The sequence below is a fragment of the Gelidibacter mesophilus DSM 14095 genome, assembly GCF_000423005.1.
Lineage (GTDB): Bacteria > Bacteroidota > Bacteroidia > Flavobacteriales > Flavobacteriaceae > Gelidibacter > Gelidibacter mesophilus.
In genome coordinates, this window is the sequence record NZ_AUHD01000006.1 from 253,319 (window position 1) to 277,939 (window position 24,621).

The 24,621-nt window shown below is 37.8% G+C and carries 18 protein-coding genes; 9 read left to right on the forward strand and 9 right to left on the reverse strand.

The annotated features are described in order from the left end of the window. Nucleotides 1–6 precede the first annotated feature (6 nt). The 3 genes from G525_RS0108265 to G525_RS0108280 form a co-directional block, all read right to left on the reverse strand. The gene (locus G525_RS0108265; protein WP_027125752.1) at nucleotides 7–615 is read right to left on the reverse strand and encodes a bifunctional nuclease family protein; all 609 of its coding nucleotides are present in this window, start codon (nucleotides 613–615) and stop codon (nucleotides 7–9) included. 200 nt (nucleotides 616–815) lie between these two features. Then, nucleotides 816–1,778: an electron transfer flavoprotein subunit alpha/FixB family protein gene (locus tag G525_RS0108275; RefSeq protein ID WP_027125753.1), complete on the reverse strand. Its 963-nt coding sequence runs from the start codon at nucleotides 1,776–1,778 to the stop codon at nucleotides 816–818. A 71-nt stretch (nucleotides 1,779–1,849) separates the two neighbouring features. Next, the gene (locus tag G525_RS0108280) at nucleotides 1,850–2,596 is read right to left on the reverse strand and encodes an electron transfer flavoprotein subunit beta/FixA family protein (protein ID WP_027125754.1); all 747 of its coding nucleotides are present in this window, start codon (nucleotides 2,594–2,596) and stop codon (nucleotides 1,850–1,852) included. Nucleotides 2,597–3,072: 476 nt separating this feature from the next. Here G525_RS0108280 and G525_RS0108285 point away from each other — a divergent pair, with 476 nt between their 5' ends. Beyond that, nucleotides 3,073–4,050: a pyruvate dehydrogenase complex E1 component subunit beta gene (locus G525_RS0108285; RefSeq protein ID WP_027125755.1), complete on the forward strand. Its 978-nt coding sequence runs from the start codon at nucleotides 3,073–3,075 to the stop codon at nucleotides 4,048–4,050. Nucleotides 4,051–4,112: 62 nt separating this feature from the next. Beyond that, nucleotides 4,113–6,611, forward strand: coding sequence for a DUF5686 and carboxypeptidase-like regulatory domain-containing protein (locus tag G525_RS0108290; protein WP_027125756.1), 2,499 nt, complete (start codon nucleotides 4,113–4,115; stop codon nucleotides 6,609–6,611). Between the two features lie 10 nt (nucleotides 6,612–6,621). Here G525_RS0108290 and G525_RS0108295 read toward each other — a convergent pair whose 3' ends face one another. Together G525_RS0108295 and G525_RS0108300 are read right to left on the reverse strand one after the other, a co-directional pair. Next, the gene (locus tag G525_RS0108295) at nucleotides 6,622–7,155 is read right to left on the reverse strand and encodes a hypothetical protein (RefSeq protein WP_157491904.1); all 534 of its coding nucleotides are present in this window, start codon (nucleotides 7,153–7,155) and stop codon (nucleotides 6,622–6,624) included. 419 nt (nucleotides 7,156–7,574) lie between these two features. Further along, nucleotides 7,575–8,093, reverse strand: coding sequence for a hypothetical protein (locus G525_RS0108300; protein WP_027125758.1), 519 nt, complete (start codon nucleotides 8,091–8,093; stop codon nucleotides 7,575–7,577). 362 nt (nucleotides 8,094–8,455) lie between these two features. Between G525_RS0108300 and G525_RS0108305 the strand changes: the two genes are divergently transcribed. From G525_RS0108305 to G525_RS0108320, 4 genes are all read left to right on the forward strand, one after another. Continuing rightward, complete coding sequence (locus G525_RS0108305; RefSeq protein ID WP_027125759.1) at nucleotides 8,456–8,983, forward strand: inorganic diphosphatase; 528 nt, start codon at nucleotides 8,456–8,458, stop codon at nucleotides 8,981–8,983. 116 nt (nucleotides 8,984–9,099) lie between these two features. After that, nucleotides 9,100–11,496 carry a sodium-translocating pyrophosphatase gene (locus G525_RS0108310; protein WP_027125760.1) on the forward strand — a complete coding sequence of 799 codons (2,397 nt, stop codon included), beginning with the start codon at nucleotides 9,100–9,102 and terminating at the stop codon, nucleotides 11,494–11,496. Nucleotides 11,497–11,681: 185 nt separating this feature from the next. Then, nucleotides 11,682–12,947 carry an MgtC/SapB family protein gene (locus G525_RS0108315; protein ID WP_027125761.1) on the forward strand — a complete coding sequence of 422 codons (1,266 nt, stop codon included), beginning with the start codon at nucleotides 11,682–11,684 and terminating at the stop codon, nucleotides 12,945–12,947. A 1-nt stretch (nucleotide 12,948) separates the two neighbouring features. After that, nucleotides 12,949–13,986 carry an App1 family protein phosphatidate phosphatase gene (locus G525_RS0108320; RefSeq protein ID WP_027125762.1) on the forward strand — a complete coding sequence of 346 codons (1,038 nt, stop codon included), beginning with the start codon at nucleotides 12,949–12,951 and terminating at the stop codon, nucleotides 13,984–13,986. 125 nt (nucleotides 13,987–14,111) lie between these two features. Here G525_RS0108320 and ppk1 read toward each other — a convergent pair whose 3' ends face one another. From ppk1 to G525_RS0108335, 3 genes are all read right to left on the reverse strand, one after another. Further along, complete coding sequence (ppk1, locus tag G525_RS0108325; RefSeq protein ID WP_027125763.1) at nucleotides 14,112–16,160, reverse strand: polyphosphate kinase 1; 2,049 nt, start codon at nucleotides 16,158–16,160, stop codon at nucleotides 14,112–14,114. Nucleotides 16,161–16,277: 117 nt separating this feature from the next. After that, nucleotides 16,278–16,892, reverse strand: coding sequence for a deoxynucleoside kinase (locus tag G525_RS0108330; protein ID WP_027125764.1), 615 nt, complete (start codon nucleotides 16,890–16,892; stop codon nucleotides 16,278–16,280). 1 nt (nucleotide 16,893) lies between these two features. Further along, a complete protein-coding gene (locus G525_RS0108335) occupies nucleotides 16,894–17,673 on the reverse strand; it encodes a hypothetical protein (protein ID WP_027125765.1) in 780 nt (259 codons plus the stop codon). Nucleotides 17,674–17,883: 210 nt separating this feature from the next. Here G525_RS0108335 and G525_RS0108340 point away from each other — a divergent pair, with 210 nt between their 5' ends. The 3 genes from G525_RS0108340 to G525_RS0108350 all read left to right on the forward strand — a co-directional run bounded on the left by G525_RS0108340 (nucleotide 17,884) and on the right by G525_RS0108350 (nucleotide 23,243). Further along, on the forward strand, nucleotides 17,884–18,762 hold the full coding sequence (locus G525_RS0108340; protein WP_027125766.1) for a GLPGLI family protein: 879 nt from the start codon (nucleotides 17,884–17,886) through the stop codon (nucleotides 18,760–18,762). A 43-nt stretch (nucleotides 18,763–18,805) separates the two neighbouring features. Beyond that, entirely contained in the window at nucleotides 18,806–21,511 is a 2,706-nt protein-coding gene (locus tag G525_RS0108345; RefSeq protein ID WP_027125767.1) for a TonB-dependent receptor, read from the forward strand. 184 nt (nucleotides 21,512–21,695) lie between these two features. Further along, on the forward strand, nucleotides 21,696–23,243 hold the full coding sequence (locus G525_RS0108350) for a M20/M25/M40 family metallo-hydrolase (RefSeq protein WP_027125768.1): 1,548 nt from the start codon (nucleotides 21,696–21,698) through the stop codon (nucleotides 23,241–23,243). Nucleotides 23,244–23,317: 74 nt separating this feature from the next. Here G525_RS0108350 and metK read toward each other — a convergent pair whose 3' ends face one another. After that, entirely contained in the window at nucleotides 23,318–24,610 is a 1,293-nt protein-coding gene (metK, locus tag G525_RS0108355) for a methionine adenosyltransferase (RefSeq protein WP_027125769.1), read from the reverse strand. Nucleotides 24,611–24,621: the final 11 nt, after the last annotated feature.

Genomic DNA, 24,621 nt, shown 5'->3' on the forward strand with positions numbered 1-24,621 from the left:
TAATATTTAACGTTTGGAAATTTCATCTCTTATTTGTGCTGCCACTTCGTAATCTTCGCTCAAAACGGCTTGTTCCAATAAAGAATGTAATTCTTCAAGACTTTTATTTTTGTAATTATCCTGAATTGTGGATTCAATTTCTTCGGCTACCAAATCATCTAGAAGAATGCTGTCCTGCTGTTCTTCGTCTTTTTGTGGATTGACTTTGAGATAGATGCCAGCCTTGTCTAAAATATTCTTATAAGTAAAAATGGGGGCTTGAAAACGCAATGCTAAAGCAATAGCGTCACTCGTACGTGCATCTATTATTTCTTCGATTTTGTCGCGCTCGCAAATGAGGCTGGAGTAAAATACGCCATCCACAAGTTTGTGGATAATGACCTGTTTTACAATAATTTCAAAACGGTCGGCAAAATTTTTAAAAAGGTCATGGGTTAAGGGACGTGGCGGTCGGATTTCTTTTTCAAGAGCAATGGCAATGGATTGGGCTTCAAATGCGCCAATGACAATGGGGAGTTTACGGTCGCCATCAACCTCATTCAAAATTAAGGCATACGCACCATTTTGCGTTTGGCTATAAGAAATTCCCTTTATGTTTAATCTGACTAAACTCATATAAAATAAAAAACAAATAACTGTTTAAATTAGGACTTTACCAACTGTGATCCATATATTTTTTCGGGAAGTTCCCTGGCAAAAAAAGATTTTTGAAAAATTATGCCACAAATACATGAATCCTATTTTTGGATTTTAAATCATGTATTTATGGCAACTATGGGATCTACCAGTCGCTTTGCAGCTACAAGTTATGAAATTTAAGCGTTTTGGGCTTTAAATTCTTTTAATTTTTCTGTAAGTCTAGGAACCACGTCAAAGGCATCACCCACTATCCCGTAGTCTGCGGCTTTAAAAAATGGGGCTTCGGGATCTGTGTTAATTACTACTTTTACTTTGGAAGCATTGATTCCCGCCAGGTGTTGGATAGCTCCAGAAATACCAATGGCAATATATAAATTGGCGGCTACAGGTTTTCCAGTTTGCCCAACGTGTTCACCGTGTGGTCTCCAACCTAAGTCAGAAACAGGTTTAGAACAGGCTGTGGCCGCTCCTAAAACCTTTGCTAAATCTTCAATCATTCCCCAGTTTTCAGGACCTTTTAGTCCGCGTCCGGCAGATACGACAATTTCAGCATCCGCAATGGTTACGGTATTGGTGGCCTTGTCAACCGAATCCACATGAACGCCATTTTCAGGAATGGATGGGGAAAAATCTTCGGCAGTTGCACTGGCGGCGTTTTCTTTTAATCCGAAAGCATTTTTCGAAACACCGACAATTTTGACATCGGTTTCAATAGTTGAAAAGATAAACGCTTTATTGGTAAATGCAGAGCGCTTTACTGTAAACGGCGATGCGCTTGTTGGCGTCTCAACCACATTTGAAGCATAACCGGCATCTAACCCAACAGCTAATAAGGGCGCTAGGTATTTGCTGTCTGCACTGGCGCTGACCACAACCACTTTTGTGCCTTCTTTCTCAGCAGCTTGTTTGAGGATGTTTGCATAGGTTTTGGCATTAAAGGCATCTAATTTTGAATCGTTGACCTTCAATACTTTGTCGACGCCATAAGTGCCCAATTCTGAAACATCATTGGCGTTAATTGTAATGGCAGTTACCGTGGTTCCCATTTGGTCCGCAACGGCTTTTGCGTAAGAAGCCACTTCAAAAGCAACTTTCTTGAATTTTCCTTCTTCTGATTCTGTATATACTAAAACTGACATAATTATTTAAATTTTCAAATTAGAAATTCTAAATTCCAACACTTGGAATTTGGTGCTTGATTATTGGATTTTTATATAACCTTCGCCTCATTATGAAGCAAGCTCACCAATTCATCCAGATTATCAGGAGATACCATGGTAACGGCACCTTTTGGTTCTGGTTTCTCAAATTTAACGGTCGTTGTTTCTTTCGTAGCATCAACAGGTCCTAGAACCTTTAAAGGTTTCTGGCGTGCTTGCATAATTCCTCTCATGTTTGGAATGCGTAAATCGCTCTCTTCAACCAATCCTTTTTGACCACCAATAACTAGTGGTAACGACGTCGAAACAGTTTCTTTTCCTCCATCAATCTCTCTTACTGCTTTAGCATTGGTGCCATCGACTTCAAGACTGATGCAATTGGTTACAAAGTTGGCGTCAATCAATTCGGCCAACATGCCAGGTACCATCCCGCCATTATAATCAATAGATTCACGACCTGCAATGACCAAATCATAGCCGCCATCTTTAACTACATTGGCCAATTGTTTGGCTACTGCAAAACCATCGGTTGCTGGGGTATTGACTCGAATGGCGCTATCAGCACCTATCGCTAATGCTTTACGCAACGTTGGTTCAGTTTCAGGACCGCCAACGTTCACTACGTCAACAGTGGCGCCTTGTTTTTCTTTAAACCACATGGCACGAGTTAGACCAAATTCGTCATTCGGATTGATTACAAATTGAACCCCATTGGTGTCAAATTTCGTGTTATCATCCGTAAAATTAATTTTTGAGGTCGTATCAGGCACGTGACTAATACATACAAGTATTTTCATTTTTTATAATTTATAATGTTATTATTTATTTGGAAGAATGCTGGTTCATTTCAAAATAAAAACCCCATCCTGCAAATGAAAACTAATATTCATTTGAATAGGATACGAAGTTAATTATTTTAGATGACATATTTACTATGCGTGCATAATAAATTTTGATAAATGATGTTTCTTTTTGCATTAAGTGGTTAATGCTTTAGGCATTTACTGATTTTAGGTAGAATATTCTACAATGATTAATTTGCTGGCATCATTCTCAATCACTTGGAATGACAATAAGTGTGCTAAAAGCAGAAATCAATAGGTTTTTGTTCAAGAATAGCGGGGTGACTTCCGGATATAAAAAGAACTTTGATAAACTTGACTTTATTCGCTTAAAAATCTTGTTATTTTATTCTCAATAATTGTTACTTTTGCTAATCGATTTAAACATTAACTAAAAAAGTTCTTCCTGCTTGGGAAGACGGAAGATGGGAATGAAGACAATTCAATTTAGAGAAGCTATTTGTGAAGCCATGAGCGAAGAGATGCGCCGTGACGAACGCGTTTATTTAATGGGCGAAGAGGTCGCAGAATATAATGGTGCCTATAAAGCATCTAAAGGGATGTTGGACGAATTTGGTGCCAAACGTGTGATCGATACGCCTATTGCGGAACTTGGTTTTGCGGGTGTTGCCATTGGATCAACCATGACCGGATGCCGTCCGATTGTGGAATATATGACTTTTAACTTCTCTTTGGTTGGGATCGACCAAATTATAAACAATGCAGCAAAAATCAGACAAATGTCTGGTGGGCAATTTCCTTGTCCAATTGTCTTTAGAGGTCCAACAGCTTCTGCAGGACAGTTGGGAGCAACGCACTCTCAAGCTTTTGAAAACTGGTTTGCCAATACACCAGGCCTGAAAGTTGTAGTGCCATCAACGCCTTATGATGCCAAGGGACTTTTAAAATCGGCCATTCGTGATGACGATCCTGTTATTTTTATGGAAAGTGAACAAATGTATGGTGATAAAGGTGAAGTGCCAGAAGGTGAATATACCATTCCAATAGGTGTGGCAGAAATTAAGCGTGAAGGTACAGATGTTACCATCGTTTCTTTTGGAAAAATTATAAAAGAAGCCTATAAAGCGGCTGACGAATTGGAAAAAGAAGGAATTTCATGCGAAATCATTGACTTAAGAACCGTACGTCCTTTAGATAAGGAAGCCATCTTAAAATCAGTAAAGAAAACTAATAGATTAGTCGTTTTGGAAGAGGCCTGGCCTTTTGGAAACGTTTCTACAGAAATAACCTATATTGTACAATCGGAAGCTTTTGATTATTTAGATGCACCGGTTGTAAAAATTAATACTGCAGATACCCCGGCACCTTACTCACCAGAGCTTTTTAAAGAATGGTTGCCAGATAGTAATGAAGTCGTGAAAGCAGTAAAAAAAGTAATGTATAAATAAATCGCAATTTTTTGCGTTATCATAACTTCATCGGCACTTGTGTTGATGGAGTTTTTTTTCTTATGAACCTAAACCTACGTACCCTAGTTTTTTTCTTCGGAATTTTTTCCACCTACGCCCAAACCAAAGTTAGCGGCTATGTGTATGATGAAAACAATGTTTCAGTGGCCTATGCCAATGTGCTTTTTAAAGGATCAACTGAAGGAACCATAACCAACGAAGAGGGCCGTTTCTATTTAGAGTCAAGTAATACTTACGATGCTCTTATCGTCTCTTTTATCGGTTATGAAACTCTTGAAATTCCGTTGACAAAAAAAGTCAATTATGAGTTGAAATTTGTCTTAAAGGAAGATGCTGGACAATTGGATGAAGTTTATATTGTCACAGGAAAACAATCAAAAAAGGAGAGTGAAAACCCTGCCATCGCTATCTTAAAGAAAATCTGGGATCGTAAGCGTCAAAACGGACTGCGGCAATTTAAACAGTACCAGTATGACAAATACGAGAAAGTAGAGTTTGATATTAATACCATAGACAGTTCGTTAATAAAAAGTAAGCTTTTTAAGGGGATGGAGTTTGTCTTTGATCAGGTAGATACCAGTAAGGTCACCGGAAAAACCTATCTGCCTATTTTTATCAATGAAGCCAGTAGCAAGGTATATGGTGATAATTTGAAGTCAAGGGAAAAGGAGGATCTAAAAGGTAACAAGAATTCTGGATTTAGTAATAACCAGATTATTATTGACTTTATTGACGATCTCTATTCTGATTTTGATATTTACGATAACTATCTCAGATTTTTTGATAAAAGCTTTGTGAGTCCGATTTCAAAAACTGGCATCAACACTTACAATTATGTGCTTTCTGACAGTACTTTTATTGGAGATAAATGGTGCTATAATATCATCTACTATCCTCGGCGAAAAAATGAACTGACCTTCAAAGGCGATTTTTGGGTCAACGACACCACTTTTGCGATTAAGGAAATCAATTTGCAGGCTTCAAAAAGTGCTAATATCAATTGGGTAAAGGAAATTTATATTGAGCAAGAGTTTGAAGTTTTGAACGATTCCATATTTTTGATTGAACGCGACTATTTTATGTCAGACTTCGCCTTTAACAAAAAGGAGAAATCGCGAGGAGTTTACGGGAAACGTACCACGCTATATGATAATTATAAGTTTGATATTCCTAAAGATGATAAGTTTTACACGAAAGAAGTGTACAGTTATAATCAAGATGTTTATAATAGGGATGATGATTTTTGGGAACAGAATCGAATGGAATCCCTGAGTCAGGATGAAAAGGGCGTTTACAAAATGTTGGACACCCTTAAAACTGTAAAAAAGTTTAAGCAGTTATATAATATTGGAAGTATACTTGGCTCAGGATATGTGGAGTTTTCTGATATCAATTTTGATTACGGCCCAATTTTTTCCACATTTGGTTTTAATGAAGTGGAAGGCATCCGTGTAAGAACGGGTGGTCGAACGTATTTTGGACCTAATGATTTGTGGCGTGTGGAAGGTTTTCTAGCTTACGGATTTCGAGATAACAAATTTAAATATGGCATTTCAGGAAAGTGGCTGATTGATAAAAAGAATCGGTTCATTATTTCAGCAGGAAATAGGCGTGATGTGGAACAAATTGGTGTCAATTTAACCGCTTCTACAGATATTCTTGGGCGAAGTTTAGCCTCATCAACGCTGATTACAAAAAGTACGAATGATAAGTTAAGTAACGTCAATATAACCACCGTCGCTATGGATTTGGAACCGGTGCGGAATTTGGTGTTTCGACTAAGCGGTACTTATCAAACCTTAAGCTCAGCTTCAGAAACGTTTAGTCTGGATTATTATACGGATGCGACTCAAACCACAACGGAGTCAGAGATCATGCAATATGAAAATGCTTTCTCGGTCTCTTATTATCCAGGTCGCAAAATGACGGGATTTGGAGTAGAGCGACATGTCGCTAATGACAACTATCCTAGTTTATTTGCCCAGGTGACCCGAGGGGATAAAGCGATTTTTAATAGTGATTTTGATTATACCAAGGTTCAGTTTTCATATATTCAACCTTGGCATGTGGGTGCTTATGGACGGTTGACTACCACCATTGAAGCGGGGAAAACATTTGGTGAGGTTCCATTAGGGCTTTTGAGCGTTGTACCAGGAAATCAGGCGTATTTTTCAATCTATAATACGTTTTCACAATTGGATTATTATGAGTTTGTAACTGATACTTACACATCTTTACATATAGAACATAACTTCAACGGGCGCTTCTTTTCAAGAATTCCGTTTTTAAGAAAATACAATCTTCGTGAAATCGTGGGCATTAGAGGGGTTTGGGGTGATATTTCTCAAGCTAATAAAGATTTAAATGCTTCAGGCTTGACGTATATGGCGCCTACAGATCAAATATATTATGAATACAGTGTGGGCATTGGAAATATTTTTAAAGTGTTTCGTATCGATTTTAACTTTAGAGGTAACTATCTCGACAATCCACAGGCTCGTGATTTTGGGGTAACGGGGAGTTTTGGATTTAATTTTTAAAATATTGAACTCAAGAATTTATACGTTTGGCTTTTGTGTTTTTCAACAGCCCTTTCCCAAATTCCTTTAAATTACTGGCCAGTCTGAGATGTGGGCTTGGGATTTTATCGAGAATCAATTCTAATTTGCCTATGGCAGAATCTACATTTTTCTCATTTAACTCACTCAGTTTGATGCGCTCAACAATTTGAATGTGAGGATCTAAACTTGGTACGCCTTTAACAAACAATCTGTAGACATATCCAATCTCTACCATTTGACTGTTTTGGAAATAGCTTTTTTTGCCATCAATATTCTTATATGGTTCCACATGAATGATGAAATCTGATTTTTCAGTGCCAGAAATGTATCCCTTTTCAAATTCAGATTGTTTTTCAGTCCGTATTCGTTCTAAAATTTGATTTTTTTCTTTCTCAAATTCCATCTCTTTCGCTTTTATAGCAATTGTTCTTTTATGTTTTTGATTGGTAAAGAATATCAACAGTACAATGATCCAAATGAATGTTGCACCTAGAATCCCTATGAACATGTCTTGTGTCATCATAATCATTTTATTTTGTCCTATTGCAGGTTTATCAAAACGGACCTTTTAGGAGAGGAATAATGTTAAAGTCCAATACACATCCGAAACTTATTTTATCTGTACTGAGTTGCTATTAAACATTAATAGTATTGCTTCGACAGCAAAATTAAGAATAAGTTCTCATTTATGGTCTTTTTTTCAAAAGTCCATTCTATGAAAGAAGCCAAATTTTAATTCTGCTCCTAATTAATTAGAGAAAAATTGCGTTATCAATTTGAGTGTGTAGTAATCAAATCATGCTTAACCCAAGAATATATTTATTAATATTGGTGCTTAGGTTGCTTCTCCGCTGTATTGACTTAAAATGAATATCCTGCATTAAAAAATACGCCATTCTTGGGTGTAGTTTCCATTAAAATAAAACTATTGTTGCCTTATTTTTAATTCGCTACATAATATTTTACAGAAACTAATTCCATAATCCCTGGGACACCTAGGTCTGGATCTATCGGATATTCTTTGTCAAACGTTAGTGTACAACTAGCTTTGGCAGGAATTACACCGCACGGTATGGATGCTTCGTTGCCATAGGTTCTGGTAAACTCTATTTCTTCAGATTTGATGGTAAGAAAGGGAAGGCCTTCTGCAGCATAAGCATTGGGATTATTCTGTTTAATCTGAAATTTGAGCTGCGAGGTGTTATTTCCAGTATCCGGAATGTAGGTAAAGAATATAACTTCATAAGAGAAGTTTTTGAGCTCCGGTGGTGTCCCAATTTCTCCTGGCTCAGGAAAATCGCAAGGCACTTCCTCCATCACATCATAACTTTGAAATTGGTTGTTGACCACGTAATAGTGAGGAATGGCCATCATTTTTGTACACTCATCATCTTTTGATGAGCACCCGGAGATGATCAATGAAACCATTAAAAGCGACACAAATATTATTTTATTATTCATGAGATTGAGGCTTTGTCCTTAGGTTAATATAAAGAGGATTTGTTAGTCAAATGTAGCAAAAAAAACGAACGGTTTTTATGGTTTTGGCGAAGGTTGAAAATATTTAATTTCACTTAATGACCAAGGTTGAAAGGCGTCCTATTTTTTGGTTCAGTGGGGTTTTAATTTAGATAAAACCTTGTCGTTTATTGTTGGTTTCAAAAGAAATGATATGCGTAAGAAGTTGGAAGCGGAGGCGACATAAAAATTTGACTCATATTCAGTGGTACATAACAAAGACTTCCGTATCTTTGCACGCCTAAAAAACAGAAGAACATTTAATATAAGCCGCTAACAAAAAGGCTTTTAAAATAAATAATATCATGAGTCCAAAAGGAAAAAAAACATTTGATGTACTGATTGAAATCCCAAAAGGAAGCCGTAACAAATTTGAATATGATTTTGAATTAAAGAAAATCCGCTTTGACCGTTTGTTGTTTTCTTCTATGATGTATCCTGCCGATTATGGCTTCATTCCAGAAACCTTAGCCTTGGATGGGGATCCTTTGGACGTTTTGGTGTTGGGAACAGAGCCTACCTTTCCAATGTGTGTTATGGAAGTAAAGCCTATTGGTGTTTTCCATATGGCGGATGAAAAAGGAAATGACGAAAAAATAATTTGCGTTCCAGTATCTGATCCTATTTGGAATACGCTCAATGATTTATCTGATGTAAACGCCCACCAAATAAAGGAAATAGAGCATTTCTTTCAAGTTTATAAAGATTTAGAGAAGAAAAAAGTTGATGTTGGTGGTTGGGGTACTGCTGAAAAAGCTTATGAAATACTTGATAAATGTATTGATCGCTACGAAAACAGTGAGCACAAAACCAACGGAAATTTTACCATTTAATTTAATTACTTACTTATAAAAACCGAGAACCCCTTATTAAGCATAAGGGGTTTTTTATTTCTCTTTGATTTTACTACTTTAGCAACCATTTAAAACTAATCAATCTAATTATATTTATGGAATCAATGATGATTTATATGCCTATTGCAATGGCAGCCTTAGGGTTAATTTACATGCTCATAAAGAAATCATGGGTCATGAAACAAGATGCTGGAGATGGAAAAATGAAAGAAATTTCAGACCACATCTACGAAGGTGCCCTAGCGTTTTTAAATGCAGAATATAGATTGTTGGCCATTTTTGTGGTGATAGTAAGTGTATTACTAGCTATCGTTTCATTTGTAGTGCCAACAACACACTGGTTAATTGTAGTTGCTTTTATTTTTGGAGCAGTATTTTCTGCATTTGCAGGAAATATAGGGATGAAAATTGCCACCAAGACCAACGTCAGAACCACACAAGCCGCACGTACAAGTTTGCCAAATGCACTAAAAGTTTCTTTTGGTGGCGGTACCGTTATGGGTCTTGGAGTAGCTGGATTGGCCGTTTTGGGCTTGACCGTTTTCTTCATTGTTTTCTTCCACGTTTTTATGGGAGGTGTTTGGACCAACACTATGGATATGACCATTGTTTTGGAAACCCTGGCAGGGTTTTCTCTTGGTGCGGAATCTATCGCCCTATTTGCACGTGTTGGTGGTGGAATTTATACCAAAGCAGCCGATGTGGGTGCGGATTTAGTAGGTAAAGTTGAAGCTGGTATTCCTGAAGATGATCCGCGTAACCCTGCTACCATTGCCGATAACGTTGGTGATAACGTAGGTGACGTTGCTGGTATGGGAGCCGATTTGTTTGGTTCCTATGTGGCCACTGTTTTGGCAGCAATGGTATTGGGAAATTATGTCATCAAAGATATGGGAGGCACTATTACAGATGGCTTTGGAGGGATTGGTCCTATCTTATTGCCAATGGCCATTGCAGGCGTTGGAATTATCATTTCAATCATAGGAACATTAATGGTGAAGATACAAAGTAATGACGCCAAAGAGGCTCAAGTAATGGGCGCTTTAAACCGTGGGAACTGGGTATCTATTGCCTTGGTGGCGGCATCTTGCTATGGCTTGGTCATATGGATGCTACCAGAAACTATGACAATGGACTTCTTTGGCGAAGGTCTTCAAGAGATTTCTTCTCTGCGTGTGTTTTATGCTACTTTAGTTGGACTGGTTGTTGGTGCCGTTATATCATCAATCACCGAATTTTATACTGGTTTGGGAAAAAAACCAATCTTAAAAATTGTACAACAATCAAGTACTGGTGCAGGAACCAATATTATTGCTGGTTTGGCCACAGGGATGATTTCAACATTCCCTTCAGTGCTTTTATTTGCTGCGGCTATTTGGACCTCTTATGCATTTGCAGGGTTCTACGGTGTAGCATTGGCAGCTTCAGCCATGATGGCTACCACAGCAATGCAATTGGCCATTGATGCCTTTGGACCTATTGCGGATAACGCCGGTGGGATTGCTGAAATGAGTGAGCAAGACCCTATTGTAAGAGAGCGTACTGATATCTTGGATGCAGTTGGAAACACCACAGCAGCAACAGGTAAAGGATTTGCCATTGCTTCTGCAGCATTGACATCTTTAGCTTTATTTGCGGCTTATGTGACGTTTACGGGAATTGAGGGTATTAATATTTTTAAGGCACCTGTTTTGGCCATGTTATTTGTTGGTGGGATGGTGCCCGTAGTGTTTTCTGCTTTGGCAATGAATGCTGTTGGTAAAGCAGCCATGCAAATGGTGGAAGAAGTACGTCGTCAGTTTAGAGAAATTCCAGGGATAATGGAAGGTACAGGAAAACCTCAATATGATAAATGTGTGGCTATTTCAACGGAGGCATCTTTAAAAGAAATGATATTGCCTGGATTGTTGACTATTGGATTCCCATTGGTGATCGCTTTTGTGCCGATGATTTTCGGAATGAATAATTTAGCCATTGCTGAAATGTTGGGTGGTTATATGGCAGGAGTTACCGTAAGTGGCGTACTTTGGGCAATTTTCCAAAATAACGCAGGTGGTGCTTGGGACAACGCTAAAAAATCATTTGAGGCCGGTGTGTTGATCAACGGTGAGATGACCTATAAAGGGTCTGAAGCGCATAAAGCGGCTGTAACCGGAGATACGGTTGGAGATCCTTTTAAGGATACTTCTGGACCTTCAATGAATATTTTAATAAAATTAACCTGTTTAATAGGTTTGGTCATCGCGCCAATTTTAGGAGGTCACACAATTGCTGCCACAGTTACAAGCACAGAGTTTGTTGAAACGACTAATGGGGTGACCGATGCTTTAGAGATAGAAATGGTTTCTGTAGATGCGGATAACGCCAAAGCAATTGTTACTAAAATATATACAGATAATGGTAAGGTAATGAAAGAGGAGAGCGTACTGGAAGGTACGATGAAAGAAGTCAAAGCCGCTATTGCAGAACTGCAAGCCCAGAGCAAAAAATGATTTTTAATTAAAAAGAGTAAAATTAAGGCTATGTCTTCAGGATATAGCCTTTTCTATTTTAGACAACTTTGTTTGATAACATGGTGATTTTGTAGAGGAGGATATGCTCAGAATTTTATTTTGAAATCGCCTCTATTTTTTAACAGGAACTCATCCTTATTAGCTTTTTTTACTAACTTGGTCTTATGAATTATGAAGATCTCACAACATTAGGAATTGCCTTTGGTCTTGGCCTTTTGGTTGGCATGCAGCGTGAGAAACATAATAAAGATCAAATAGCTGGGGTAAGAACCTTTACGCTTATTTCTGTATTAGGGGTTGTTGCTGGCTTTTTGACCAAACTGTACGATAATCCTTTTGTGCTTCCCTTATTGGGGCTCGCCATGGCAGCAATGCTCATAACGGCCAATTTCATGAAACTAAAAAAACAGGATGATCCAACATTAGGTCAAACAACTGAAATGGCTGCGCTATTGATGTTTGCCATTGGTGCGTATTTGGTGGTTGGAGATCGGGTAGTGGGCGTTATTATGGGGGCCGCCATTGCTATTTTATTATATATTAAAGATCACCTTCACAAGTTTATCGAAGATTTAGAAGAAAAGGATGTCTCCGCAATTATGATTCTTGCCGGAATCAGCTTGATTATATTGCCCGTTTTACCAGATAGAACCTTCGGACCATTTGATGTGCTCAACCTGAGGAATATTTGGCTGATGGTCACCTTAATTGTTGGTATCAGCGTTGTTGGCTATTTCATTTATAAATTTATAGGTAAGAAATATGGCATTTTATCCAATGGTATTTTGGGAGGCCTTATTAGTAGTACGGCAACCACCGTTAGCTATGCCCGTTTTACTAAAAAAACTGAAAATATCCATAAAGCTGCTGCATTTGTAATTTTTGCCGCCGCAACGGTATCTTTGGTCCGTGTGATGATCGAGATTGGAGCAGTTATTCCAAGTCAGATTTCTCAAGTAGTGTTGCCAATCATTGCCTTATTCCTGTTGATGATTGGCTTGTCTGTTGTTCTTTTTTATCTTATCAATAAAAAAAGTACATCAGATGAAATGCCAAAACCAGAAAACCCGGCGCAAATAAAAAGTGCATTAATGTTTGGTGCCATTTACGCCATTATTCTTTTGGCCGTTGCGTTTACCGAACAGAAATTAGGAGATAATGGCTTGTATATTGCCGCATTTGTTGGGGGATTGGCAAATAAGGATGCCATAACCTTATCACTATCGCAAAGTATTGGTGGTGGTCTGGATACCAACTCTGGTTGGCGCTTAATTGTGGTAGCCTCCTTGTCTAATTTTTTATTTAAAATTGTGCTCTGTGCCATTTTGGGGACAAGACAGTTAACAAAATGGGTGACCTTCTTTTTTGGAGCTACCATTATTGGCGGATTATTAATAATTTGGCTTTGGCCCGAAACTTGGCATTTTTAATATGGCATTATTCAAAAAAGACCCTTTACAGATTATTGTTTTTCAAAGTTATGGAACCGCATCACATTTGTATGTTAGGGGTCGCGCACTTGAGGACGAATCGATTGATTTGGAAGGAAAACATCCCATCAAGTTATTGATCAATGCCTATAAGCGATTTGAAACCGATGAGATCAGGCATGCGACCTTGTTGCTAAAATTGCCCAATGGGAAGATTTTTGAGACCATAACCGATGACGAAGGTTATTTTCTGTTGGATGAAAAAGTAGAAGGATTGGATGCCTTGGCTAACGAAGAAGGTTGGCTTTCATTTGAAGTGGCTTACAAGGATTTTACAAACCAACGCATCATCCAATTGGAAAATCGATTTCCTGGAGAAATGTTAATTCCGTCCCTGTCTAAAGGTCCCGCTGCAAAAACTGTTTCGTTTGGGGTTGCGAGTGATATTGATGACACTATTTTACACACAGGGCTAGTGTCTACCCTTAAGTGGCGGGTTATTTACAATACCTTTTTGAAACGTGCTTCAAAACGATCACCTTTAGAGGGCGCTGCAGAATTTTACCATCTGCTGCACCGAGGGAAAACTGGAAAGGAAGCAAATCCAATCTTTTACGTTAGTCATAGTCCTTGGAATATGTACCGGTACCTAGAATTCTTTCTTAAGAGGAACGACTTCCCAAAGGGGCCAATTTTACTACGCGATTTTGGTAATTTTCTCAATCGGAAGAAAAACAAAGAAAAACCTCAAAAACAGCACGAAATACTAAACATTCTCAAAACCTATCCGGAGTTGAAACTTATTTTAATTGGCGATAGCGGTGAGCATGATGCGGATATCTATCTTGAAATTGCAGAAGTCCATCCTGATCGCATTTTGGCTATTTATCTAAGAAGTGTCAAACACAAAAAGAAAATGTTGCGGGTAAAGAGTTTATACAAAAATTATAAAACAACGCCTGTGCTTTTGGTGGATAGCAGTAAACAAGCCATGGAACATGCACGGGAGAATGGGTTTATTAGTGAAACTTTGAGTTGAAAAGATGTAAAGAGGGCATTCAGATCAAATAGTTGAAGTAATTCTATTTTTTTGGTGAGATTTTAAAATTTAAAAAGATCTAATAGGTTTTTAAACTTGTCAGATCTCGATTATAAAGTAAATTACTACTTCAACTTCTTGAAATACTCATAGATCTCATATTGCGAACGTATTTCTGACTTTTTACCATTTTTCACGTAGTCATTCTTCTGTTCAGCATCAATAATACGCGCTTTAACGTTATCAGTCAATTCAATGTCAATCACGTCTCTAATGATCTTAAAGTTGTCAGGGTCCAGAATAGGAGTGACCACCTCGATCCGATGGGTCAAATTCCGGGTCATCCAATCGGCAGAACCGATATACATTTTTTCTTCGCCACCGTTACCAAAAATATAGATACGCCCATGTTCTAAAAACCGATCTAAAATACTGGTGACCTTTATGTTTTTGCTCTGGCCTTTGATTCCGGGAACCAAACTGCACATGCCGCGTACAAGGAGTCGGATTTTCACGCCTTTATTGCTCGCTTCATAAAGTAGTTTGATCATTTTTTTATCTTCAAGACTATTCATCTTCAAAATGATATACGCTTCTTTGCCCGCTTGTGCCAAATGAATTTCTTTCTCAACCATACTTACAAATTTGTTACGCATTGTAAATGGTGAGATTAGAAGTTTTTTCGCTTTTGGAACGATAAAAATACCTTCAAGTACCAAAAACAGCTTGTTGAGATCTTCCGTAATCTTTTTGTGGTTGGTCATTAAACCGAAGTCGGTATACAGCGTTGCCGTGTTTTCGTTAAAATTTCCTGTGCCTATATAGCAGTAAGGCTTTAATACGTCGTCAATTTGACGTTCGATATATATGATTTTAGAATGGACTTTAATGCCAGGGTAGCTGTAAAGCACTTGAGCGCCGTTTTCTTTAAATATTTCGCCCCATTTTAAATTGTTATGTTCGTCAAAACGGGCTTTGACTTCAATAAAAATAACGACCTTTTTTCCGTTTTTGGCCGCTCTAGCAATGGCATTATTAAGACGCGATTCTTTTGCAACTCGGTATAATGACATCTTTATAGTGGTCACTTGCGGATCGTCAGCGGCCTCTTCCAAAAGCTTAATGATCGGTTCAAAGGACTGATACGGATAATGCATGAGCTGGTCTTTGGTATCAATTGCTTCAAACATGGAATCATACTTTGAAGTCACCGGATGATCTATCGGAGGCAATTTTTCAAAATAAAGATCTTTGTCCGTTGGATTTGGGAAGCTGAAAAAATCCTTAAAATTATGATAGGTGCCTCCTAACACAATATCAATATTAGAGATGTCCAATGCCTTTTTTAAGACCTTCTGAAAATTGTCAGGAATGCGTTTGTCAATCAAAACCCTGGTGGCCTGACCTGTTTCGCGCATGGGAAGTGACTCTTTGATCTTTTCCATAAGGTTGCCAGAAAACTCATCTTCAATATAGAGTTCGGCATCCCTGGAAATTTTCATGGCGTAGTAGGAGAGGTTAAGTTTTGGTTGTATTCTATAGAGATTATATTTTATGATATCATCGATTACGGCAATATAGTGGGTGTCTTTGTCAGCAGAGGCATGGCTCGGAAAAACAAAAAAGCGGGGTTCGTCTGTTGGGATCTGCACCACTTGAAACTGATCTTTCGAAATAAAGGCCGTAATGTAGGAGCTTTCATTCTCCACAAATACCGAATCGTTTGTAGAAAATATGGAATTCTCAAAATCAATTTTGTTTTTTAATGTAGATTCAAAATAGGCTTCAGCTACTTTTTTCTGTGCCTCTGAAAACTCACGGTATTTTATCAAATGGATGCCTTCTTTCTTTAGGTCCGGAATAATTTCGTTCTGAAAGAGATTTCCAAATTCCTCTTGAAGCAAATCTACTTGTACCTTAATTTCCGCTAGAACACGATTTGGTTTCGTGACCAGTTTTTTACGAATGGATTTGTCTAAATCCTTAACCTGTCTAATATCTGAAACCCTAACCCTAAAGAATTCGTCTAAATTAGATGAAAAAATCGCCATGAACTTAATCCGCTCATAGAGGGGGTTTCTTTTGTCCGCAACTTCTTGTAAAACACGGTGGTTAAAGCGAAGCCAAGAAAGGTCTCGGTGATAATATTTGGTATTATATAGTGGTTGTGCCATAAAAAAAATCAATAGTCTATCTCCTCTTCCGGAGTCACTAAAATTTATTTCAACAAATTTTAGGAATGGAAAAGTACACTTTTAAACGCAAAAAAATGTTAGAAAAATGATAAGGTCTTAAAACAAACCATTAATTTCAGCATCAATCGTAGTGATAATACTTCCTAAATCTTCAGGATTTGAAACAAAATCTAAATTATCAACATCAATAATCAATAGTTTGCCTTTGTTATATCCATGAATCCAAGCTTCATAACGCTCATTCAATCGGCTTAGATAATCAATACTGATGGAATTTTCATAGTCTCGTCCACGACTGTGGATCTGCTTGACTAAATTTGGAATGGAGCTACGGAGATAGATTAAAAGATCAGGGCCTTGAACAAATGATTCCATCAACTCAAAAAGCGATCTGTAATTCTCAAAGTCTCTATTGGTCATCAATCCCATGGCATGTAAGTTGGGAGCGAAAATATGGGAATCTTCATAGATAGTTCGGTCCTGAATAATGTCCTTTCCGCTTTCACGGATTTGCAGGACTTGACGGAAGCGACTGTTCAAGAAATAGACTTGCAAATTAAAACTCCAGCGTTCCATTTGATTATAAAAATCATCTAAATATGGATTGTCGACAACATCTTCTAATTGAGGTTCCCATCTGTAATGTTTGGCTAATAATTTTGTAAGCGTGGTTTTTCCTGCACCAATGTTCCCGGCGATTGCAACATGCATATTATTTGATTTTTAGTTGGAAGTGATGAAGTGTATCATCGGTGTAAATATACAGCGATTCATTGGTTACTAAAAACTGTTTTATTAACAATTCAGGGAGTTCAATGGGTATAAGTTGGTTTGTGTCCTTGCCTAAAAACAAGAGACCTTCATTTGTTTGGATAATTACGTTGCCGTTGTCCTCTGCAATATGGCGGAACTGATTGTTTTTTATTTTTGCTATGGTACTTCCAAAATAATTATAGGTGTACAAGAACTTTTCAGTGAGCAGCCAACTGTAGTTATAATTGCTCTTAAGATCCAGTACTATTGATTCTACCGGCATTGTCGTAGCTCTTACATTATTGGTTTTATAATCAAAGAGTTCTAATTGCTGTGTGTCCTGATTGAAAATCCAAACGGTATTATCATATCCGGTAGAAATATGCGAGACGTTTTTATAAGGTTGGATGCCATTAAAATCTATTTTGACGATTTCAGATAGCCGATTGTCTAAAATGACCACGCTATTAAAATTTTTATAAAAAAGATTGATTTTAAGAGGATTAAACGCATGAGCTGAGGTGATCAACCCCAATTGGACATTGCTATAATTAAAATCTTCAGATGGTTCTTTTTTATGGAAAGTGTTTCCAAAGGTATAAAAAATGGTTCCAAAATTATCTATTTGGGTGAGTTGATCCACCTTTAAGGGGATTGCGCCAATAGTTTCAACAGTGATTCTTTCTTGAGAAAAGAGTGCTATTGAAAATAAAAGGGAGAGGTATAGAAATCTTTTCATAACGGATTGAAATTTACAAAAACCAAACCACAATTGACACATGGTCTCGGTTACAAATTTAGAGGTGTTCTAATTTGAATCTAATCAGGGTACTGAAACCGTAATTTTGCAACCTTTTTAAAGAATTTAACATTTACTCATTTGACTTATGTATGTTTTATAAGTCAAACAGCGTGATTGGTATAAAATCAAATCAATAAATTAACTAAAATGAAATCATTCTCAATTACTTTGATTAGCGGTGTGATCCTTTTGTTTTCTGGCGTTCTAACGGCGCAAGACTTTCAAGGGAGGGCTTACTACCAGTCTAAAACTACCATGGACATGGATAATTTTGGTGGGAACCAAATGAGCGGACAGCAGAAGAAGATGATAGCCGAACGCATGAAGAGCATGCTCGAAAAGAATTTCATTTTGAGTTTCAACCGAACCGAATCCCTCTATAAAGAAGAGGAAAAGTTAGCAGCCCCGGGTGGCGGTGGTGGCGGTAGATGGGGTGGCATGATGGGCAGTTTTACGGCTGGAGCCCAATATAAGAATGTGAAAGATCAGCAGTTGATTCAAGATCAAGAGTTTTTTGGAAAGCAATTTTTAATCAAAGATTCCATCCCAAAATTAGAATGGAAAATGGAGAGTGAATCAAAACAAATTGGACAATATTTGTGCTTTAAAGCTACTGCCGTAAAAAAGGGAAATGACACGGATTTTGCCAATATGAGACGTCGCAATAGAAATGATGAGAAAAAAGAGGAAGAAAAATCTAAAGATAGCACTAGGACAAATACTTCCATGGACGACATAGAAGTGCCAAAAGAAATCCTGGTTACCGCATGGTACACACCACAAATTCCTGTCAATCAAGGGCCCGGAGAATATTGGGGGCTTCCTGGTTTGATTTTGGAGATCAATTCTGGACGAACCACTATTCTGTGTTCAAAAATAGAGATCAATCCTACAGATAAGGCCGAGATTAAAGCACCTTCAAAAGGCAAAGTAGTTACGAAAGGAGAATACAATAACATCGTTAAAGAGAAAATGGCAGAAATGCAAGAAATGTACGGTGGCAGAGGTCGAGGCTCACGCAATTAAAGGCCGACGCTATACCTTAAACTAATCAAACCAGCACATCACCATGAGAAATTTTATACTGCTTTTGCTACTTTGTGTAGCAGGACATTCTTTTGCGCAAATTAAAGTTGAAGGCGTCATTAAGGACAGTATTGGCAATCCACTGGAACTGGCCAACGTTATTGCAATCAACCAGCAAACAAAGGCCCTCGAATCTTATGGAATTACCAATGATCAAGGCCGCTATAAATTATCATTGACAAAAAATATGACTTACACAGTTCAAGTGAGTTATATTGGGATGAAGACTTTTGAAGAAATTTTAATTATTAAAGAAGCTGATCTCACCAAAACCTTCACTTTACAAGAGGATAATACCTTAGATGAGATCCAAATCACCTATGAAATGCCCGTCACCATTAAAGGAGACACCTTAACTTATAATGCAGATTCTTTCAACAAAGGAACAGAGCGCAAGTTGGGTGATGTTTTAAAAAACCTGCCTGGAGTTGAGGTCAATGCCGATGGTGAAATTGAGATTGAAGGTAAGAAAGTTGGCAAGGTCATGATAGATGGCAAGGATTTTTTTGATGGCGATTCTAAATTGGCCACAAAAAATATTCCTGCAAGCGCGGTAGACAAGGTACAAGTACTAAAAAATTACGCCGAAGTTGATCAATTGAGCGGTGTGACCAATAATATGGACAATATTGCTATCAACATTAAATTAAAGGAAGGTAAAACTAATTTTTGGTTTGGTGATATTACGGCTGGCGGCGGTGTATCACAAGATAAAGCGCTGTACTTGGCGCAACCAAAATTGTTTTATTACAGTCCAAAATACAGTGTGAATCTTATTGGAGATTTAAATAATATTGGAGAAGTTGCTTTTACTCGTCGCGATTATTTTAATTTTTCTGGTGGTTTTAGAGCACCTAGTAGTAAAAGTGGCACGTCCATCAATTTGGGAAGTAACAATTTAGGGTTTTTAGCACTTCAAAACAATCGGGCCAAAGACATCAATACCAAGTTTGGAGCGGCAAATCTTAGCTATTCGCCCAATAAAAAATTGGATTTAAGCGGATTCGCTATTTTGTCGAGCAGTCGCATTGATTTGCAGGAAAACAACTCCGTTCAATATACCAATTCCGATTTAGGGATTCCCGACGAGGAAACTCAAATTAGCACAAGACAACGCAGTGATTTAGGGATGTTAAAACTCAGTTCAAAGTATAAACCAAACGCCAATAATCAACTGGATTATGATATTATGGGACGTTTTTCAAAAGAATCTCAAGATCAAAAATTTCTATCCTCCGTGATCGGTAAGATTGATCAGTTTGAAAACACGAAGCCGTTTAGTGTTAATCAAAATTTGAGCTACTATTACACTTTGGATGATAAGAATATTTTTGCTTTTGAAGCACAGCATTTGCTACAGGATGAAGACCCGTTCTACAATGCCATCATTGAGGAAAAAGCCAATTACGAAACTACGGCAAATAATTTAGGATTGGATCCCAACCAACTGGATTATGACGTGGCTCAAGAAAAACGGGTAAAATCCAATCAACTCGATGCGAAATTGGATTATTGGAATATTTTGACCGCAAAAAGCAATATCAATTTCACTTTAGGAACCATTTTGAGCAAACAGAGCTTTGATTCTGACATCTTTCAATATTTGGATGATGATACTGTTTTTGATCCGACACCAACATTTAACGATGGTTTGGATACCAACAACACGCATTACAATTTTAGTGATTTCTATCTTGGTGCCCACTACCAATTTAAAACCGGTATTTTTACGATTACTCCTGGACTGTCTGCCCATGCCTACAGTTCCAACAATGTACAGTTTGGTGAAGCTTACAAAAATAATTTCTTCAAGATCCTTCCTGATTTCGATATGCGCATTCAACTTAAAAAGAGCGAGAATATATCTCTAACTTATAATATGAATACGCAGTTTACTGATGTGACCAATTTGGCAAAGGGGATTGTACTTAACAATTACAACTCTATTTTCTCGGGAAATGAAAGTTTGGACAATGCGATTTCCCATAATGTGAATTTGCGTTATTTCAGCTTTAATATGTTTAATTATACCAATGTTTTTGGGAATATTAGCTATAGCAAAAAGATTGACCAAATTCGTAACCTCACCAATTTTGAAAGTGTGATCAGAACCAATTCGCCATTCAACTCAGGTTTAGCCGATGAAACCGTTAGTGCAAACGGTCGTTTTCAAAGACGTTTCGGAAAGTTGCAGGCGTCTGTCAATGCTAATTTTAGCTATGCAAAATTCAATCAATTTATCCAGGGGATTCGTTCAATTAATGAAAATTATACCCAGCGGTATGGTGCGGAGTTAAGAACTAATTTTAAGCAAGCGCCCAACGTTCAATTGAATTATAGTTATTCTGTTCAGGATAGTGACCAAGGTTCAACAAGAAGTAAGTTCTATACCAATACGCCATCTATTGAAATAGATGCCTTGATCTTAAAAACCTTCACCTTCAGAACCGATTTTTCTTATAATAATTTTAGTGACGAAGATGGTACCATAAACGATTATGATTTTTGGAACGCCTCCTTAGCTTACAGAAAAAACAACGATGCCAAAATGGAATACGTGGTAAAAGCTACCAACTTGCTGAATACAAAATCTCAGAGCCAAAGTAATACTAGTAACATTTCAGTGAGTGCTACAGAGTATTTTATCCAACCGCGCTATATCACGTTCAGGGTTATTTATTCACTTTAAAATCCTTAAAAATATAATGATTTCATAAGATATCCAATTTGGGATTTTTAAGGGTTTCTCTCTGGCTCATGAGGAATGATTTTCTACAAATCTTGGTTGAGAAAGTTGTTTCGGTTTGGTTTTGAATCTTAAATAATAGTCGTATTTTCATAAACTTAAATATACAATATAAAACAAACTAAAAATGAAAAGAATTTTATTAGGGGCATTCCTAATGTGCTCAATGCTAGTGGTAACAGCTCAAGAGAAAGATGTTGTTATTGAAAACATCATTAAGGAAGCCAATGAGAATTCCCAATTGGAAATTTTAGGGCATCAATTAATGGATGTGATTGGGCCTCGATTAGTGGGTACACCACAAATGAAACACGCACATGATTGGGCTGTAGCAACCTATAAAGAATGGGGGATTCCGGCAGAAAACGAACAATATGGCGAGTGGAAAGCTTGGGAGCGTGGCATAACCCATATAGATATGGTTTCACCTCGTGTTCAATCTTTAGCAGGAACACAATTGGCTTGGAGCGCAAGTACAGGTCCAAAAGGCGTCACTGCTGAATTGGTTACCATTCCAACGGTTAAAGATTCCATGGCATTCAAAAATTGGCTTAAAAATGTCAAAGGGAAATTTGTCATGATTTCTGAACCCCAAATTACAGGAAGACCAGACTATAATTGGGAAGAATTTGCTACGCCGGAATCTTTTGAGAACATGAAGAGTGAGCGTGATTCTTTGTCAAAAGAGTTTCATGCCAATATGCGACGCACAGGATACACGACTCGTAATATTCATGAAGCCTTGGAAAGTGCCGGTGCCGTAGGAATTGTGACCTCATATTGGTCAAAAGGTTTTGGTGCCAATAAAATATTTGCTTCCAGAACTAAAAAAATTCCGACTGTCGATATCCAATTGGAAGATTATGGTATGCTTTACCGCTTAGTTGAATCAGGAAATAAACCTACCATTAAAATTGTTGCAGAGTCTAAAGATTTAGGAGTAGCGCCTACGTTTAATACGATTGCTCAAATAAAAGGGAGCGAAAAGCCAGAGGAATATGTAATTCTTTCCGCACATTTTGATTCTTGGGATGGAGGTACTGGAGCAACGGATAACGGGACTGGAACTTTAGTGATGATGGAGGCCATGCGTTTATTGAAGAAGTTTTACCCTAACCCGAAGCGTACCATTTTGGTAGGTCATTGGGGGAGTGAAGAACAAGGTCTGAATGGCTCTCGTAGTTTTGTGGAAGACCATCCGGAGATGATAAAAAACATTCAAGCAGTATTTAATCAGGACAATGGTACAGGACGTGTGATTAATTTATCGGGCGCAGGATATCTACATGCTTATGATTATTTGACACGTTGGTTAAGTGCGGTTCCAAAAGATATTACCACACATATCAAAACCGAATTCCCAGGATCTCCAAGCGGTGGTGGTTCTGATAACGCGTCGTTTGTGGCGGCAGGCGCTCCATCGTTTAACTTAAGTGCTTTAAACTGGTCTTATTGGAATTATACATGGCACACTAACCTTGATACCTATGATAAAATTGTTTTTGATGATGTAAGAAATAGCGCCATCCTGACCGCAATTTTAGCCTACAAGGCGAGTGAAGATGACGTAAAAGTGTCTAGCGAAAAAATAATATTACCGGTAAACGAGCGTACTGGTAAGCAAATGGAATGGCCCACACAACGTTCTCCAGAACGTAAAGGTGGCTTGGATTAATTAACAATCCTATATAAAAGTAAAAAACCTTCAACAGCAATGTTGAAGGTTTTTTATTGGAATTAGAACGTTTATTAATTTATTTCAAAAGCTGCTTTCACCTTCTCCACATAATCCAACTTCTCCCAAGTAAACAACTCTACGTCAAGTGTTATTTTTTTACCATTGAATTGTTCAAAGGTTTTAGTAACTGTTTCATTAATTCTGCCCATATGTCCATAAGCCGCAGTTTCACTGTACATCGGTTGACGAAGTTTTAAGCGCTCTTCAATCGCCGCCGGACGCATGTCAAAAATCTCGAAAATTTTATCGGCAATTTCTCCATCGGTTAAGTTAAACGGACATGTGCCATAAGTATTTACATAAATGGAAGTAGGTTTCACCACGCCAATAGCATAACTGACCTGCACCAATATTTCGTCACAAACGCCTGCTGCTACTAAGTTCTTGGCGATATGGCGTGTCGCATAAGCTGCACTTCTATCCACTTTACTTGGGTCTTTTCCACTAAATGCACCACCACCATGGGCGCCTTTTCCGCCATAAGTATCCACTATTATTTTTCGACCTGTAAGTCCAGTGTCACCGTGTGGTCCACCAATTACAAATTTTCCTGTAGGATTGATATGGTAAGTAATATCATCATTGAATAAAACTTGGATGTGCTCAGGAAGTCCTGCCACAACTCTAGGAATTAATATATCAACAATATCTTTTCTAATTTTTTCCAACATTTCAGTGTCGGCCGCATTGATATCCGCTTTTGAATCTGATTTTGGTTTTAAAAAGTCATCATGTTGCGTAGAAACAACGATAGCAACAATACGTTGCGGTACATTATCATCACTGTATTCAATGGTGACCTGGCTTTTAGAATCCGGACGCAAATAAGTAATGTCCTTATTTTCTCGGCGTAAAGCAGCCAATTCAATCATCAGGCGATGGGAGAGATCCAATGCCAAAGGCATGTAGTTTTCAGTTTCATTGGTAGCATAACCAAACATCATGCCTTGGTCTCCGGCCCCTTGTTCATCCTTGCTTTCTCTATCAACACCTCTGTTAATGTCGTCTGATTGCTCGTGAATTGCAGAAAATACACCACAAGAATTGCCGTCAAACATATACGCACTTTTGGTGTAACCAATCTTGTTGATGGTATCTCGCGCTATTTTTTGAACATCCAAATAGGTTTGTGACTTTACCTCTCCTGCCAGAACTACTTGTCCTGTTGTTACCAAGGTTTCACAAGCGACTTTGGAGTCTTTGTCAAAGGCTAAAAAATTGTCTATTAGAGCATCACTAATTTGATCTGCTACTTTGTCTGGGTGTCCTTCAGAAACGCTCTCTGAAGTGAATAAATATGCCATATACTCTTAAT